Source organism: Vibrio sp. SS-MA-C1-2 (genome assembly GCF_021513135.1).
Classification (GTDB): domain Bacteria; phylum Pseudomonadota; class Gammaproteobacteria; order Enterobacterales; family Vibrionaceae.
Genome location: NZ_CP090980.1, coordinates 237802 through 253818 on the forward strand (window position 1 = coordinate 237802; position 16017 = coordinate 253818).

At 37.6% G+C, this 16017-nt stretch carries 15 protein-coding genes and 1 tRNA gene; 2 read left to right on the plus strand and 14 right to left on the minus strand.

Features of this window, described 5'->3' with window-relative positions; genetic code table 11:
- The first annotated feature begins 266 nt into the window (after positions 1-266).
- Both tal and L0B53_RS01105 read left to right on the plus strand, forming a co-directional pair.
- Positions 267-1217, plus strand: coding sequence for a transaldolase (gene tal, locus L0B53_RS01100; RefSeq protein WP_235059477.1), 951 nt, complete (start codon positions 267-269; stop codon positions 1215-1217).
- A 232-nt stretch (positions 1218-1449) separates the two neighbouring features.
- The gene (locus tag L0B53_RS01105; protein ID WP_235059478.1) at positions 1450-2574 is read left to right on the plus strand and encodes a M14-type cytosolic carboxypeptidase; all 1125 of its coding nucleotides are present in this window, start codon (positions 1450-1452) and stop codon (positions 2572-2574) included.
- 156 nt (positions 2575-2730) lie between these two features.
- Here the strand turns inward: L0B53_RS01105 and L0B53_RS01110 are convergent, their stop codons facing one another.
- The 14 genes from L0B53_RS01110 to hinT all read right to left on the minus strand — a co-directional run bounded on the left by L0B53_RS01110 (position 2731) and on the right by hinT (position 15979).
- Positions 2731-3753 carry a porin gene (locus L0B53_RS01110; protein ID WP_235059479.1) on the minus strand — a complete coding sequence of 341 codons (1023 nt, stop codon included), beginning with the start codon at positions 3751-3753 and terminating at the stop codon, positions 2731-2733.
- A 618-nt stretch (positions 3754-4371) separates the two neighbouring features.
- Positions 4372-5172: a hypothetical protein gene (locus L0B53_RS01115; RefSeq protein ID WP_235059480.1), complete on the minus strand. Its 801-nt coding sequence runs from the start codon at positions 5170-5172 to the stop codon at positions 4372-4374.
- Positions 5169-6140: an ABC transporter ATP-binding protein gene (locus L0B53_RS01120; RefSeq protein WP_235059481.1), complete on the minus strand. Its 972-nt coding sequence runs from the start codon at positions 6138-6140 to the stop codon at positions 5169-5171. The genes L0B53_RS01115 and L0B53_RS01120 overlap by 4 nt, the downstream gene beginning before the upstream one ends.
- Positions 6141-6165: 25 nt before the next feature.
- Positions 6166-6609: a YaiI/YqxD family protein gene (locus L0B53_RS01125; RefSeq protein WP_235059482.1), complete on the minus strand. Its 444-nt coding sequence runs from the start codon at positions 6607-6609 to the stop codon at positions 6166-6168.
- 368 nt (positions 6610-6977) lie between these two features.
- A tRNA-Asn gene (locus L0B53_RS01130) sits at positions 6978-7053 on the minus strand.
- A 311-nt stretch (positions 7054-7364) separates the two neighbouring features.
- Positions 7365-8165 carry a phosphate ABC transporter ATP-binding protein PstB gene (pstB, locus tag L0B53_RS01135; RefSeq protein WP_409202803.1) on the minus strand — a complete coding sequence of 267 codons (801 nt, stop codon included), beginning with the start codon at positions 8163-8165 and terminating at the stop codon, positions 7365-7367.
- 142 nt (positions 8166-8307) lie between these two features.
- Positions 8308-9177, minus strand: coding sequence for a phosphate ABC transporter permease PstA (pstA, locus tag L0B53_RS01140; RefSeq protein WP_235059483.1), 870 nt, complete (start codon positions 9175-9177; stop codon positions 8308-8310).
- Positions 9177-10151, minus strand: coding sequence for a phosphate ABC transporter permease subunit PstC (gene pstC / locus L0B53_RS01145; protein ID WP_235059484.1), 975 nt, complete (start codon positions 10149-10151; stop codon positions 9177-9179). The genes pstA and pstC overlap by 1 nt, the downstream gene beginning before the upstream one ends.
- A 224-nt stretch (positions 10152-10375) precedes the next feature.
- A complete protein-coding gene (gene pstS / locus L0B53_RS01150; RefSeq protein ID WP_235059485.1) occupies positions 10376-11419 on the minus strand; it encodes a phosphate ABC transporter substrate-binding protein PstS in 1044 nt (347 codons plus the stop codon).
- 532 nt (positions 11420-11951) lie between these two features.
- Positions 11952-13241: an NAD(P)/FAD-dependent oxidoreductase gene (locus L0B53_RS01155; protein WP_235059486.1), complete on the minus strand. Its 1290-nt coding sequence runs from the start codon at positions 13239-13241 to the stop codon at positions 11952-11954.
- A gap of 312 nt (positions 13242-13553) precedes the next feature.
- Positions 13554-14093 (minus strand): alpha/beta hydrolase YcfP, encoded by a 540-nt coding sequence (ycfP, locus tag L0B53_RS01160; RefSeq protein WP_235059732.1) that lies wholly within the window; start codon positions 14091-14093, stop codon positions 13554-13556.
- A gap of 286 nt (positions 14094-14379) precedes the next feature.
- On the minus strand, positions 14380-14973 hold the full coding sequence (locus tag L0B53_RS01165; RefSeq protein ID WP_235059487.1) for a penicillin-binding protein activator LpoB: 594 nt from the start codon (positions 14971-14973) through the stop codon (positions 14380-14382).
- A gap of 1 nt (position 14974) precedes the next feature.
- A complete protein-coding gene (locus tag L0B53_RS01170) occupies positions 14975-15418 on the minus strand; it encodes a YcfL family protein (RefSeq protein WP_235059488.1) in 444 nt (147 codons plus the stop codon).
- Positions 15419-15628: 210 nt separating this feature from the next.
- Entirely contained in the window at positions 15629-15979 is a 351-nt protein-coding gene (gene hinT, locus L0B53_RS01175) for a purine nucleoside phosphoramidase (RefSeq protein ID WP_235059489.1), read from the minus strand.
- Positions 15980-16017 lie beyond the last annotated feature (38 nt).

Genomic DNA, 16017 nt, shown 5'->3' on the forward strand with positions numbered 1-16017 from the left:
ATATCTCACCTTTATCTAACCATCTACTATTAACTTAAATGAATAAAAAAACAGCAACTCTCTTCACCTATAGCTAACCTTACTTTTTATTATCAGATATCTCAATAAATAACCCTATTTTTCCAGTTGTCATATTGACTTTAACCTCAATTAGGAATAAAACTAAGTAATCAGATTCTCAAGAGAAGATCATTCGCTCATGAGAAGCAAAAGTTTTACTTATATTCACATCAGAAGAAATTTTTACTCTTTAATAGGATATTATTATGAGCAATAAACTAGAACAACTTCGTCAATTTACTACTGTTGTTGCCGATACTGGCGATGTAGAAGCCATTGCTAAATATCAACCCCAAGATGCGACAACTAACCCATCGTTAGTATTAAAAGCCGCTCAAATTAAAGAGTACGCTCCACTTATTGAAGATGCGATTAGCTACGCGAAAAGCCAAACCTCTGATGTTGAGCAACAAGTGATCGAAACATGTGACAAGTTAGCGGTTAATATCGGTAAAGAGATCCTTTCAATTGTTCCAGGACGTATCTCAACAGAAGTTGATGCTCGCCTTTCATACGATACAGAAGCAAGTGTGACTCAAGCACGCAAAATCATCGCACTGTATCAAGAAGCTGGTATAGGCAAAGAACGAATCCTCATTAAACTTGCTTCTACATGGCAAGGTATTCGTGCGGGTGAAATCCTTGAAAAAGAAGGCATCAACTGTAACCTAACACTGCTATTCTCATTTGCTCAAGCTCGTGCGTGTGCAGAAGCTGGCGTATTCCTAATCTCTCCTTTCGTTGGTCGTATTATGGACTGGTATAAAGCGAAAGAAGGCCGTGCATTTGAAGCGTCTGAAGATCCAGGCGTTTTATCTGTAACGCAAATCTATGACTACTACAAGCAGCATGAGTATAATACGGTTGTTATGGGTGCAAGCTTCCGTAATATTGGCGAAATCCTAGAAATTGCAGGCTGTGACCGTCTAACGATTAGCCCTGATTTGCTACAGCAATTAAGTGAAGCTGAAGGCGAAGTGGTTCGTAAACTAAACCCAGCAACGGAAACGAAAGCTCGCCCAGAAAAAATGACTCACTCTGAGTTCCTTTGGGAGCATAACCAAGATCCAATGGCAGTAGAAAAACTAGCCGAAGGTATTCGTAACTTTGCGGTTGACCAAGGTAAACTAGAGCAAATGATTCGCGAACGTCTATAATCTATTTAGTTATTTAATTTTTTAGTTATTTAGTTATTTAGTTATTTAGTTAATATAAAAATAGAGAAGGAGTTGATCGTTATGGTCTGCTCCTTTTTTTGTCGTAAATTTAATCAAATGAGTTGACGTTAACCTGATTTATCTAGACTAATGTTAGCCATTTGATTAAGGTGTTTTAAAGTCATCCCCCTCAATTTAATCTAAGTTTGATACGCGATATAAAGAGAGTATTATGAAAATTTTTAGTAATTTTGAAAGCGGTAATATCAATGTTGTTAGTGCTGAACGTGCCGATGATATTCAACTCACGATCCCCAATGATAACCAATCTGAATTTTACCAGTGGTTTCATTTTCGTTTAGAGAGTGAGCCGCAAAAATCACACACTATTAAGCTTCTTAATCTAGCTAAATCTGCTTATCCAGAAGGGTGGCAAGGTTATGATGTTGTCGCTTCTTATGATCGTGAAGAGTGGTTCCGTATCCCTGCTGACTTTGACGGCGATACGTTAACCTTCGATATTATCCCTGAATTTGGTTCAATCTATTTCGCTTACTTTGCCCCTTATAGCTACGATCGTCACCAAGACCTACTTCATTTAGCGCAAAGCAGCCATCTATGTCGTTTAGACACCTTAGGTCATACCTTAGATAACAATGACATGTCGCTATTGACTATCGGAACACCTGACGAAGGCAAAAAGAAAGTATGGTTAATTGCACGTCAACATCCCGGTGAAACCATGGCTGAGTGGTTTATGGAAGGTGTCGTCCAACGTCTTTTAGATGAGACGGATACCGTCGCTCGTGCCCTACTCTCTAAAGCCGTTTTCTATGTTGTGCCAAACATGAATCCAGATGGCGGTATTCGTGGTCATCTACGTTGTAACGCCATTGGTGTTAACTTAAACCGTGAGTGGGCAACGCCTTCTGTAGAACGCAGTCCTGAAGTTTTCTATGTCCGAGAAAAGATGCTAAAAACCGGTTTAGATATGTTCTTAGATATCCACGGCGATGAAGCGATTCCGTATAACTTTGTGGCAGGAAGCGAGGGTATTCCAAGCTATAATGACCACATTGAAGGATTAGAAAACAAATTCAAACAAGCGTTATTAACCATTACACCAGAGTTCCAAGATGAGCATGGTTACGATAAAGACAAGCCCGGTGAAGCAAACTTAACCGTGGGCTCTAATTGGGTTGGTGAGCAGTTTAAGACACTCTCTTATACAGTAGAGATGCCATTTAAAGACCACAACGCACAACCAGATAGCCTTTACGGTTGGTCTCCTGAGCGCAGTGTCGCTTTTGGTCACGACACTTTATCAGCAGTGCTTGCTGTAGTGGATGATCTATAAAAATAGCTATCACCATAAAACTTTTTAATTCAACGGATTAAAAAGCAAAAAAATAAACCCCGTTAACGAGTCTTATCATTAACGGGTTTTTTTATTTTCAACTATCAATTAGATTAAAAGATAACTAAAATAATCTTGCTGACTTAGCTTCACAACTTAGAATGAATAACGTAGACCAAACTGGAATTCGTTATCATTATTATCACCCACACCACCTTGATCATTGTCTAACAAGTTGATTTTATAACTACCGTAGGCTGCTGCATTACCGATATAGTAAGCGTACTCAAGACCAATGAAGTTAATATCTAAATCTTTTAGATCTTCCGCATCATAATAGTTATAAGTCATGTTGACTAAGTTATTACCGAAGGTGTAAGCGGCATACACATCGATAGCATCAAAGTCTTGATTTTTTTCACCTTCTGATGAAATGGTACCCACTTGGTAAAGTGCAGCAATCCAGATGTTTTCTGTTTGGTATTTAGCAGACGCTAAGAAAGTATCTGAATTATCAGTTACTCCATCACCAGCACCATACTCTTGATCACTTCCAGCATAACCTAAGCCTAATTCAATGTTATCTTGCAACTTATATGCAGCAACAATGCCATAGCCAGTGCTTTGATCATCAGAATTAAAATTACCGTCGGCTTGAATTGTTAGTGCATCTCGAGAATAAGCATAACGTAAAACATTTTTCGCGCGGTCAGCAGTAGCGACATTATATTCATTGGTATAACCAGAGAAAGTTTCTGCCATATCGGTCCAGTCAGTAATATAAGTTACTGCGTTATTTTGGTGACCGTAATAGACACTACCCATGCTATTCGTTTCAACACCGGCATACAAGTGACGAGTATTGACTGAGACATCATCTGTACCAGCATCCGTTTTTTCACTTAATTCAAATTCATAACGACCATAGAAAGCTAAATCATCACCTTGTGTTTGACGACCATCAACACTTAAACGAACACGTGAATAATCCTTATATTTGCTATCATTAGTTTTCACACCTGCATCATTATACTCTTGATTGGCATCAGAAATATTACCACGAACTTCGGCACGACCGCCGACATTAAATACAGTATTGTCATCTTGATAAACTGTGGCAGCACTGACAGGTAAAGCAGTGGCAGCAGCAACAGCTAAAGCAATAAACTTAATCTTCATATTTATATCATCCTTAAATCTATATTTAATTTTTATCACTTAGCAATGTGAGCCCATAGATATCGTTACTCTCTATTTCATTGCTAGCTCATTTAAATATAGACAAAAAGTTTCATTAGTCTAATAAATGTATTTTTTTTGTAAAAAACAAGGTGAATATAGACAGAAATGTGATAAATATCCCATATTACAATTGATAATTTGGTTATTTGTGAAGTTTATCGAGGATTTACGGGGAAATAGATCTTGTTCAGCATAATATATAAAATAAAAAAACCTACATCTGTATAAATAACAACCAAAACGGTCAATATGTATACTTTCAGTGAGTTATTATTCGTTTTATCGTTAAGTAAGAAAAGAGAATATTAACATTTATTTGTAACATGAAAGAAAATGGATAATCAAAGTGAAATAAAGGATCTTTGATGAACAATCAAGATTTGGATCAAACGATTATCCCCTTCTTATTTGAAGTTGCTAGGTTGTTGGCTACGTTCATTCGCCCCAATCATAGAGTACACCTATACTCATGAGGCCTCATTCACTTGCCGCCGACTAGCAAGTCCAATTACTTTGGGTATAGATCTGGTAAGGATCTAAACTCGTGTCGATAACCTACTTTGCCGAACGTAATTTGCTGGTTAATAGTAAAAGCAATACAGAAATCACCAGCATAATAACCAAACTCACACCATGTTGCGTCAATAACATGAAGGGATTTTGTTGACTAAATATCGCAGTCGGTAGTTTAAACCATAACGAAATAAAATAACTGATTCCGTTGCTCGTCCCTAAAATAATCTTAAATAACAGAGAGCTCACCCAATAACCAATAAACAGTGAAATCAGTGGATGCTTCGTGAGTTGTGAAACCAATAATAGTAGCGATGCTAATGGTAAAAATACCACAGTAAAGCAAACTAAAGTCAGTAAATAATGCAGTAAATGGATCACTAACGAAGCCAAACTTAAATTAGCACCAACAGGAAACCATTGCCCTAATAACAAAATCAAAAGATCAAAGAACAGTAAAAGTAACAGAGAGACCAACGGGATCACCACCAAACTCACCAATAATTTAATCCCGATAGCATAATAGTCACTGACTGGCATGCTTCGCCAAAATGAAGCGGTTCCTTCTTGTCGTTCTTTTAATAGCGTGGAAGCCAAATAACTCAAGGCTAAAAAGAACACCAACATGCCACAACTATAATGTACAAAGCTACCCACAAATCCGGCAAAGCCATCACTCTGTTGCGCTAACGGTAACATACCACTGTACTCAATGGTCATGTTGTCTGGCATTTGGAATGAGAAAATAACAATAGCGACGACCAATGCAACACCCAGCGGTAATCGAGTAATAATAGGGTGTTGAAGCAACTCTTTTTTAATTTCGCTCATTAATCGACTCATGATTGAATACCGTTTGTTGCTTGTTGATTAGAATTAGCTTGTTGACTAGATTGAGCATTAAAATTTAATGTATTACTTTGCTGTAATGCCACAAACAGTTGCGATAAATTAGGTTCAGCGATATCACCAAATTGGAGCAACTCATTCTTATGTAAGTCAGAAAAACGTGAACGAGAAAAGAGATAATGACAACGACTAACACCTTGCTCAAACCAAATCGGCTTTAACGTTAATATTTTCTCATGATGCTCCGCTCGACTTTCTAATTCAATATAACGTTGTTTAAATTCATAAACTGAACCCGTCTCAATTAACTTGCCTTGCTTTAAAATCAACACATCCGTTAATAGTCGTTCAATTTCTGCCACCTCATGACTGGCAATAATAATCGCTCTTGGGGCTTGTTGAAACCATTCGATAACTTGTTGATAGAAAGTTTGACGATAGATTAAATCTAATCCCAATGTCGGTTCATCTAAAATTAGAATTTTACTTTCTGTTGCCATAATCGTAGAGAGGTGAAGCTGGACTTTCATCCCTTTGGACAAAGAACCAATCTTACTTTTTAATTGAATATCCGTTTTAGAGATCAACTGTTTGGCTTTTTCAGGATCAAATTTAGGATGAACACCGGCAATATAACTAATTAGATCTTTTACTTTCATCCAGTTAGGCAGTGAATTCACATCTGAGATACAAGCCAAATCTAACATGATTTCAGCACGATCTTTCACAGGATCGAGGCCAAATATGGTTATCTTATTCTCTTGTTGATTTTGGTTTGAAATAGTTGGAATAAACGAAGTCTGTTCACCCAATAATAGACGAATTAGCGTTGATTTCCCTGCGCCATTATGTCCAAGCAATCCAACGACTTGTCCCGCATTAATCGAAAAATTGATATTATCTAATGCGATTTGCTTTCCATAACTGCGTGTTAAGTGATTAACGCTAATGTAATTACCCATAAAAATTCCTAATTGATGCTTCTCTTTAATATTTAGCTAATAAACGATCGAGTTGATTGGCAAAGGCTTGACGGTCACTTTGACTAAATGCAGAGGGGCCACCTGTTTCGACACCAGAAGAGCGTAAAGTTTCCATAAAATCTCGCATATTTAAACGCGCTTTAATATTGTGCTCAGTATACAGTTCACCACGGGGGTTTATCGCAACACAACCTTGTTCAATGACTTCTGCCGCTAAGGGAATATCGGCAGTAATCACTAAATCCCCTTTTTCACTCCGTTGGACAATCTCATTATCTGCAACATCAAAGCCTGAACTAACGTGAATAAAATGAATTACTTTTGAAGGTGGGATACGCATAAAATGATTGGCCACCAGCGTTGTTTCAATCTGCTTGCGTTCTGCAGCTTTAAATAAAATCTCTTTAATCACCACAGGACAAGCATCCGCATCAACCCAAATTTTCATTATCTTTCTCACTCTATTAGAAAGCGATGAGTTTACCTGTTTTCTTCTGCTGTATATACCTAAAATAATTGGAGTTGCTAGTAGATGACATGTAAATAAGCCCCATAAGTTTATGGTGTATGTACTTATATGATTGGAGGAAAAAACGCAGTGAACAACCTAACAGCTTTAAGTATGAGGGGGATAAAGGTATATAGCAAAACTGTATCAAGCAAGTTAGTGTGGAGATAGTTTAACTTAGCTTTAAATATCAAGATTAAGTAGAAACATTAACCTAGACATAAAGTATTAATCAAAGAGAGGCTTTTCAAATAAGTTCTATCGCTAGAAATGCAAAAAGCCAATCCGAAGATTGGCTTTTCTAAAAGTGGCTCCCCTTGCTGGACTTGAACCAGCGACATACGGATTAACAGTCCGCCGTTCTACCAACTGAACTAAAGGGGAACAATGTTTCAAGCGTCTAAGGGTTTAAATACCTTGGCTTGACAACGGAGAGAATAATAAACGGAACTAATTTTAAAATCAAGTCTGTTTTTATAAATTACTCTCAATTTTTTCTTGTTGGTTATTAATTAGTTAACTTGAATAAAAAACAGTCAAAAATTAAAACTCAATAAGCCCTATACCTAAAATAATTGACGTTGCTAGTAGGCGGCAAGTGGCTGAGACCCCATGAATGTAGATGTATTACATGATTGGGGAGAACAAGTGCAGCCAACAACCTACCGAGTTAAGGAATAGAGGAGATAAATATTTTAACTAAACTCACCCGCAATATATTCTTTGGTTAATTGTTGTTGAGGGTTATCAAAAATCTGCTGACTATTCCCCATCTCAACAAGGTGCCCTGTATGATTTTTTCCTGTTAAATCGACAGAGAAAAAAGCGGTATTGTCTGCAACACGTTTTGCTTGCTGCATATTATGGGTCACAATGACAATGCTAAACCGTTTTTTCAATTCTAACATTAACTCTTCAATTTTACGTGTCGCAATCGGATCTAACGCTGAACACGGTTCATCCATTAACAGAACTGACGGCTCTGTTGCGATCGAACGAGCAATACAAAGACGTTGTTGTTGCCCCCCAGATAGCGACATTCCTGATTTATTCAGTTTATCTTTAACACTGTCCCATAATGCTGATCGACGAAGTGCCTTTTCGACTTTTTCATCTAAATCTGTTTTGTCACCTTTAAACTTATTCAGTTTTAAACCAAAAGCAACATTGTCATAAATACTCATAGCAAATGGATTTGGCTGCTGAAATACCATTCCGATATAACGACGAACAACCACTGGATCAATATTTTTATTATAAAGATCAAGCCCCATAAAATCGATCTTTCCTGAGAAGCGGAAGGAATCAATCATATCGTTCATTCGGTTTAAGCTTCTTAATACCGTACTTTTACCACAACCTGAAGGACCGATAAAACCAGTAATCTTGCTTTTTTCAATTGGAATTTCTGAATCTCGAACGGCAAGGAAATCACCGTAATGGATAGAATCTATATGACAGTTCATCGCTAATTCAGTTTGAGGCTTAAATTTCATGGCTTGTTCTTCATTTAATTGTCGATTTTCATTGTTTGCAATTGACTGACCTTGAAGGTTGAAACCAGAATCAATGACTCGTTGTGTTGGTGTCGCAATATTTAGATTTAATTTAGAGATAGTCGACATCAGTGTCACTCCATTACAGTTTACGTCGACCAACAAGTCGAGCAACAAGGTTAAAGAATAAAATAATTAAAACCAAAACCAGAGAAGCAGCCCATGCTAATTCAATCTGATTAGGAAAAGGCAGACCTGAGAAGTTATAGATAAGAATCGATAACGATGCCACAGGTTCATGTAAGTCCGACAGATAATAGTTACTAAACAGTGCAGTAAAGAGCAGCGGTGCAGACTCACCAGCTGCACCCGCAACGGCCAATAACACACCTGTAATAATACTTGGAAATGCAGTCGGTAATGTCACTTTCCAGATCACTTGACTCTGTGTACAGCCCATACCATAAGCCGCGTGCTTTATTTTTTCTGGGACACTTTTTAACGCTTCAATGGTGGTTAAAATAACCGTAGGCAACATCAATACCATTAATGCTAAACCACCTGCAATTGCTGAATAGTAGCCTAACACCACCACCACAGCGATGTAAGCAAATACACCAGCGAGAATAGAAGGAAGCCCAGTTAATACTTGGGCTAAGAATTTTCCGGTCTTTGCAAACCACGAGTTTGGTGCGATTTCGCTAATATAGACCGCAGCAAAAACCCCCACTGGAATACTAATAACCGAGGCGATACCAACCATCGTTAATGTACCGATAATCGCATTACCGATCCCTCCCCCCATCTCAAAACCAGCAGGAGGGAGTGAAGTTAATGTTTCAAAGCTTAAACGATTTCCGCCCTCTTTTATCAACATAAAAAGAATTGAAAAAAGAGGAATACAGGCAATAACAGTTAACCCAATAATAAACAGAGTAAAAAGTTTATCGCTCAACCCACGTCCGTTACGGCTATTCTTAATTAAGTCGTGTTTTAATACGTTAGTTTTCATTATTTACCCTCAAACTTACGCTTGGTTAGTAATTGAACCCACATGCCGAGTATATTGACAACAAAAGTAATCACTAGCAGTACGATGCCCGCATACATTAAAGATTGAATCTCTAACTCATTCGCTTCAGGAAAATTCGATGCCATTAACGATGCTAAGGTATTTGCCGGAGCGAAAAGTGATAGGCTGATTTGATTTGAACTACCCATCAACATCGCCAATGCCATCGTTTCACCTAATGCGCGGCCAAAACCTAAAATTAATGCCGCTAAAATGCCAGAAGAGGCTGTCGGTAACATCACTTTACGAATCACTTCATAACGCGTCGCACCTAAACCATAAGCGGCTTCTGCGGTACGATGAGGAATACGTCTTAATGCATCAATAGAGATAGTGGCAACCGTCGGCAAAATCATAATCGATAACACTAAAACAGCAGGCGCTAAGCTTGGACCATGAAATTCAGTGCTAAACATTGGTATCCAGCTAAAGTATTGATGTAGCCATTCAGATACTGGACGAATAGCAGGAACCAATACATAGATCCCCCACAGACCATAAACAACACTTGGAATTGCCGCTAAGATTTCAATCAAATTTCTAAGATAGGTTCCAATCACTGGCTTCAAAAAATTTTGAGTCAACAGAATTGCCACCGCAACACCTAACCCACCGCCAATTAACAGCGCTAATAAGGAACTATATAAGGTTCCCCATATTTCAGGCAGAATACCAAACGTTTCATGAGCCCCACTCCACTCAGTGCCTGTAATAAATGAGAAACCAAAGCGTTCAATGGCAGGCCACGCTTCTTGTCCAATCGACCAGAATAGGTAGCTAATTAAAACAAATATAAAAAATACCATCGCAAATGCACAGCGACGGAAAAGTGTATTCATTAATGAATCAAAAGAAGAAGGCGCACTTGCCAGTCCTTGATTACCCATTAATTGTTGCAACTGTTTTGTGCTCATTATGATTCCATCATTTTCTGAAACAAAGCAAAGCTAATTAGACACTAATGTAAAATAACTCATTAAAAAGTGAGTTATACCTAAAGTAATTGGAGTTGCTAGTAGGCGGCAAGTGAATGAGCACAGCCAACAACCTAGCAACTTCAAGTAAGACGGGTATAATCACTTTAATATTAAAAACAGATATTAATTAAAGGGTTAAGTAGATTAGCCCATCTACTTGATTATTTAGCTAATGCTATTGCATCTGTCATCTTCTGCTTTAGGTTTTGAGGAACGGGGATATAACCCATTTTCTCAGCAGACGCTTGGCCTTCATTCAAAATATAGTTAACAAATTTTTGTAACTCAGCAGAAGATCCTTCTTTCAATGCTTCTTTACGTATCATCATCCAAGTAAATGTTGTGATTGGGTAAGCGTCTGCACCTTTAGGATCGGCAGCAAAAGCGACTAGGTTTTCAGGCCAATTCACATTTGCCAAGGCAGCGGCTCCTGTTTTCGCATTAGGTGCAACAAAGTTTCCATCGACATTTTCTAACTGCGCCATTGGTTGGCGTGTAATCTGAGCATAACCATATTCGATATAGCCAATTGCGCCAAGTGTTTGCATAACGGTAGCTGCCACACCATCATTTCGTGGTGCACCTACAAAGTTAGATTGCTGTGGCCACTGCACTTTTTTACCGGTGCCAATCGTCTCTTTCCACTCCGGACTAACTGCGCTGAAGTGGTTAGTTAATGCAAACGTAGAGCCTGAACCGTCGGAACGCGTGACCACTGTAATTGAGCGGTCTGGCAACTTCACATCAGGGTTTGATTTAGCGATAACAGGGTCATTCCATTTTGTCACTTTGCCAGAGAAAATTTCGGTATAAGCATCACGGCTTAACTTTAAGTTTTGGACACCTTTTAAGTTATAAGAGAGAACAATCTCGCCTGCAGTAACGGGAAGAAAAATCACACCACCCGGTACTTTCTGTTGCTCTTTTGTATTCATTGCTGCATCTGACACAGCAAAATCAACCACACCTGAAATCAAGTCACGTACACCGGCACTTGAACCTTTAGATTGATAATCAATCTGAACATTATCTGTCTGCTGGCTATATCCTTTTGCCCATACCGACATAATTGGATAAATAAACGAAGAGCCTGAACCAACATATTTATTCGTATCAGCTATCGCCGATGATGTCATTAATGTGATTGATAAAACGGATGCCGTTACTGCAGTCTTAGTTATAGCTTTAGTTACACGAATGTTCATCTGAAATATTCCTTGTTCGCATTTTTTCAAATACTTACACTATTTTTAATATGAAATTTTAATTATCGATAGCTTAAAATGTGACAGTTAAATATATATAAGATAACGAATTAATTTTATCAGTTAAGGACTCCCCTCAATTGATGAAGCCAGTTTAACGACACTATATGACAGTTATATTTCGTGAATATGAAAGTTACATTTCATTAATGTGAATAAAATATGACGAATAAATGACAATAAAAGTGGAAAAGATAAAAGATAAAGGAAACAAATATATCGAGTATATTTGGCATTGTTAGTAGCCGAAAGCGAGTGAGCTCGCCTTTTGAAAAGGTGTTCTAGATGATTAGATAGAACGAACGACGCCAACAACCTAGCAGCTCAAGTATGAAGGAGGGATATAACAAAATGGTAGGCAAAAAAAACCAGTTTAATTTAACGAATTACCGTTAAAAATAAACTGGTTAATCAATTCACATCTCAGAAAATTGGCCTGAGATATCAATATTTAGATTCAAATTATGACAAATTAGTGAAGCTTCAAAGACGGACGCAACATACGGTTAATTCGTCCAACTAACATAATTAATCCGGTTTTCACCACACCATGCAAAGCAATTTGATGCATGCGATAGAGTGAAATATAGACCAATCGAGCAATTTTGCCTTCAACAAGCATTGAACCTTTCGTTAAGTTGCCCATTAAGCTTCCCACCGTAGAGAACTGACTTAATGAAACTAAAGAACCATGGTCACTATAAATATACGGCTTCATTTCACGACCGGTTGTTTTATAAACAATATTTTTAAAACAGAGACTTGCCATTTGATGTGCTGCTTGAGCTCTTGGCGGTACTTTTGAGCCATCGGGTTGAATGCAGCTCGCACAATCACCAATAACAAAGATATCATCATCAAGCGTCGTTTGTAGGGTCTCTTTAACCACCAGCTGGTTTTGATTATTGGTCTCTAATCCTGCGATATCTTTTAAGAAGTCAGGCGCTTTAACTCCCGCAGCCCAAACCATAATCGTCGCTTTAATTAGTTCACCCTCTTTCGTCATCAAACCTTCAGGCGTCGCTTCAGTAATCATCGTATTACAATGAACCTTAACCCCAAGTTTTAATAACTCTTGATGAGCCTGACCAGAAATACGTGCCGGCAATGCAGGAAGAATACGCTCTCCGGCTTCAATTAAATTGACATTTAACTTGCTGCTATCTAAATCAGAGAAACCATAATTATGTAGCGCTTTAATCGCATTATGAAGTTCTGCAGAAAGCTCAACACCCGTTGCACCACCACCAACAATAGCGATATCAACCGTGCCGTTACCTTCTTTGGCATTTAACTTCAAGAATTCATTATTCATTTCACTGCGGAACTGATGAGCTTGTTCAGGGCTATCGAGAAGAATACAGTTGTCTTTAACACCCGGAGTGCGGAAATCATTAGAAACAGAACCAATTGCCATCACCAAAATATCATACGGTAATTCACGCTCAGCCACTAATAACTCTTTATTTTCACCATAAATAGGAGCAAGAGTGATCTGTTTATTCTCACGATCAATATCAGAGAGACTACCTAATTGAAAATCAAAGTGATGGTTATGGCCATGAGCACGATAGCTGATAGCATCGACACCTGCATCCATAGAACCGGTAGCAACCTCATGCAATAAAGGTTTCCATAAGTGGCTAGACTTACGATCGACAAGGGTAACATGCGCTCGACCTTTACGGCTCAAGGTGTTTCCTAGTTTAGTGGCTAACTCTAAACCACCAGCGCCTCCACCAACGACAATAATACGGTTCATTTCAATTCCTCACTTAAGACTATTTTTTATCAACTTTCTTCAAATTTACTGGCTAAAAAACGGAAATAACTACGCGGTATTCACCAATAAATCGATAAAAAAAATCAATAAAAAATAGCAATATTTTTGAAGCATTATACTGGGGAAAAAGGAGTAATCAAGTAGAGAAAAGAAATAGTTCCTATTTAGATTTTTAATATTTTAACTTTAACTTTAGCCTCAACAATGCAATACCAATAAAGAGATAATTTTACTATCTCTTTATTGATTGATATAATTAAAAGTGATATTAAATCAATACCTTAATATCTGTTACTTAGCTTTAAATTTTTTAATTGTTTGCAGGTGTGGAGAGATATTTTTAAATTTATGGCTATCTTTTTCATCCCAAACAATTGAATAATAGGGTGATAACAGAGTTTCTGTCTCACTATTATCTAACACCTGATCTTCTCTTGTTAAGAAGCAGATACAATTGTCTTTATTCTTTTCTCTGAATTTATCAACACATTTATTTCCAATGTCAGCATATTCTTCAGGCCTATCTATACGCCCTTCCATGTTACGCTGAGGATAAAGATTAGGATTAAAAATCACTTGCTTTATCTGACAAAGAAATCCAATCCGCTCTGCCCAATAACCACCTAAACCAACGCCACAAATTAATGGATTTTTATCTTGAGATTCACTCACCAGTTTATGAACTTCTTTCAGTAGAAACTGCATATCATGTTTAGGATGAAGAGTACTATAGTTAATAAACCTAACATCAGGATCGATGAACTGGAGTTGCAACACCTTTTCATGGTTGCCGGGGCTTGAACTATCAAATCCATGTAAATAAATAATCATCATCTTATCCTTTTTAATAATAAAAATGCTTTGCTCAATAATTAGCTTAACCTTATAAAATATAGTGTATTTCCATAAGATCTACTATGAGAAACCTATTATCTACTTAGTGATTCGTGATCTTTCTCTACTTTATTACTTTTCTACTATAGCCAAAAAATTGGAGTGGCTAGTCGGCAGCAAGTGAATGAGGCCCCATGAGTATAGGTGTACTCTATGATTGGGGCGAATGAATATTGCCTACAACCTAGCAACTTCAAGTAAGAAGGGAATATAAACCTATTTTTTATTGTGGATTAATGAACGAATTTTCTCCCTGCCAAATCAACACCCCAGAATTAATATTGACCATTTTTAACCTAAGTTTATAGATTTTTAATTGACCTAAGCTACTATTTCTAACGGATAAGACATCGCCATCAAGCATGATCTCAGCACCAATCATTCGACTAAAACGCACGGCAGAACGTTTATCAACCAGTTGATCATCCGAATCAAGTTCTAATTGCTCTCTTGCTTCAGAAATATGATCTGACTCGACAAAACGAAATAATCTAGAATCAAGTAGCTCTGAAGCCAATCGTTCCTCAATAAGATCTATATCGACATAGTCATTAGTGCGATTTCTTAACGGTTTAATAAATATGACTGGGCGGTGTGCCGTTGTCACTTGAGCAACCTCGCCAGACTCAACTATCTGATGCACTAAGTGGCGTGTCGCAGGTTCTAACTCTTCGATTTTCGGTTGTGGACTTTGTTCAGTTTTAACGATCGAATGATGATCATTATACCCTTGAGTCCCCGAATGCTTCTGTGAAGTATTTTGGTTTGTACAACCAACTAATAACAACAGAGAGAGGCTAATGAATAAATTTTTCATTCTAGTGTCCTTGCACCTTTATTGATGAATCATCGGAATTTAGATCATTAGAAAGAGGAGATCCACTCGTCGATGCATGACGTAAGTAAATACGAAAGCTTGTCACTTGTTTAGGGGAGATGTCAGAAATGGTCACGGTTTCTTTTGGTTCAAGCGTCACGGTTTGCCAAACTGTTCCCACAGCATGCACTTCTAAACCTTGATCATCATACCAATAAAAACGATAAGCGACTCTTTCTGCCTTAGTATCTAGATTGGTGAAAGGGATCGTGATTTGTAACTGCTGATCCTTATGATCACGAGAAATGGTTCCCCATTTTAAAGTCGAACCGAGATCAGCATCAGCAATGACAACTTCATGTTCACTTTGAGTTAATGTAAGATTTTGTTCACTTGATGAGCAAGCTGTCAGTAACAAAATTAAAGAGAATAATAGTATTCGCACATCTCATTCCTTAATATTTATACGCTTCTTTCCTTGAGTATAGACTCTTCTTACTTGAAGTTTCAGTTGCGTGGTGGTGTTCCTATTTCAACTCTCGTGTCAGATGAAATTAATCGGTACTCTTGTTAAAAAACGCTAACGTAAAATACAAACATTATCTTACCGATATATAAATTTAATTAGCCACTTCAAGTAAGAGAGTAATAAAGTCTAATTAGCAAGCATTTTGCCTAACGGTTTGCCCCCCACTAAATGCATATGAATATGGTAAACCTCTTGTCCACCATGCTGATTGCAATTCATAATCAGACGATAACCATCTTCTGAAATTCCCTCTTCCTGAGCCAATTTTTTTGCAACAGTAAACATTCTACCCATCGCTAATTCATCTTCCACTTCAATATCATTGACGGTAGGAATCAATTTGTTTGGGATAATCAAAATATGGGTTGGAGCTTGAGGAGTAATATCGCGAAAGGCCGTGACCAGTTCATCTTGATACACAATATCTGACGGTATTTCACGACGAATAATTTTACTAAAAATAGTCTCTTCACTCATGATTTTCTCCAAAGGTTTGATTTTAACAGTTAAATTCT

Bases quoted from the DNA above. Each gene is read 5' to 3' on its own strand.
- L0B53_RS01115 (WP_235059480.1), bottom strand. From the start codon at position 5,172: ATGAGTCGATTAATGAGCGAAATTAAAAAAGAGTTGCTTCAACACCCT.
- L0B53_RS01125 (WP_235059482.1), bottom strand. From the start codon at position 6,609: ATGAAAATTTGGGTTGATGCGGATGCTTGTCCTGTGGTGATTAAAGAG.
- L0B53_RS01165 (WP_235059487.1), bottom strand. From the start codon at position 14,973: ATGAAAAATTTATTCATTAGCCTCTCTCTGTTGTTATTAGTTGGTTGT.
- L0B53_RS01105 (WP_235059478.1), top strand. From the start codon at position 1,450: ATGAAAATTTTTAGTAATTTTGAAAGCGGTAATATCAATGTTGTTAGT.
- L0B53_RS01155 (WP_235059486.1), bottom strand. From the start codon at position 13,241: ATGAACCGTATTATTGTCGTTGGTGGAGGCGCTGGTGGTTTAGAGTTA.
- pstA (WP_235059483.1), bottom strand. From the start codon at position 9,177: ATGAAAACTAACGTATTAAAACACGACTTAATTAAGAATAGCCGTAAC.
- L0B53_RS01120 (WP_235059481.1), bottom strand. From the start codon at position 6,140: ATGGGTAATTACATTAGCGTTAATCACTTAACACGCAGTTATGGAAAG.
- hinT (WP_235059489.1), bottom strand. From the start codon at position 15,979: ATGAGTGAAGAGACTATTTTTAGTAAAATTATTCGTCGTGAAATACCG.
- tal (WP_235059477.1), top strand. From the start codon at position 267: ATGAGCAATAAACTAGAACAACTTCGTCAATTTACTACTGTTGTTGCC.
- pstS (WP_235059485.1), bottom strand. From the start codon at position 11,419: ATGAACATTCGTGTAACTAAAGCTATAACTAAGACTGCAGTAACGGCA.
- pstB (WP_409202803.1), bottom strand. From the start codon at position 8,165: ATGAAATTTAAGCCTCAAACTGAATTAGCGATGAACTGTCATATAGAT.
- pstC (WP_235059484.1), bottom strand. From the start codon at position 10,151: ATGAGCACAAAACAGTTGCAACAATTAATGGGTAATCAAGGACTGGCA.
- ycfP (WP_235059732.1), bottom strand. From the start codon at position 14,093: ATGATTATTTATTTACATGGATTTGATAGTTCAAGCCCCGGCAACCAT.
- L0B53_RS01110 (WP_235059479.1), bottom strand. From the start codon at position 3,753: ATGAAGATTAAGTTTATTGCTTTAGCTGTTGCTGCTGCCACTGCTTTA.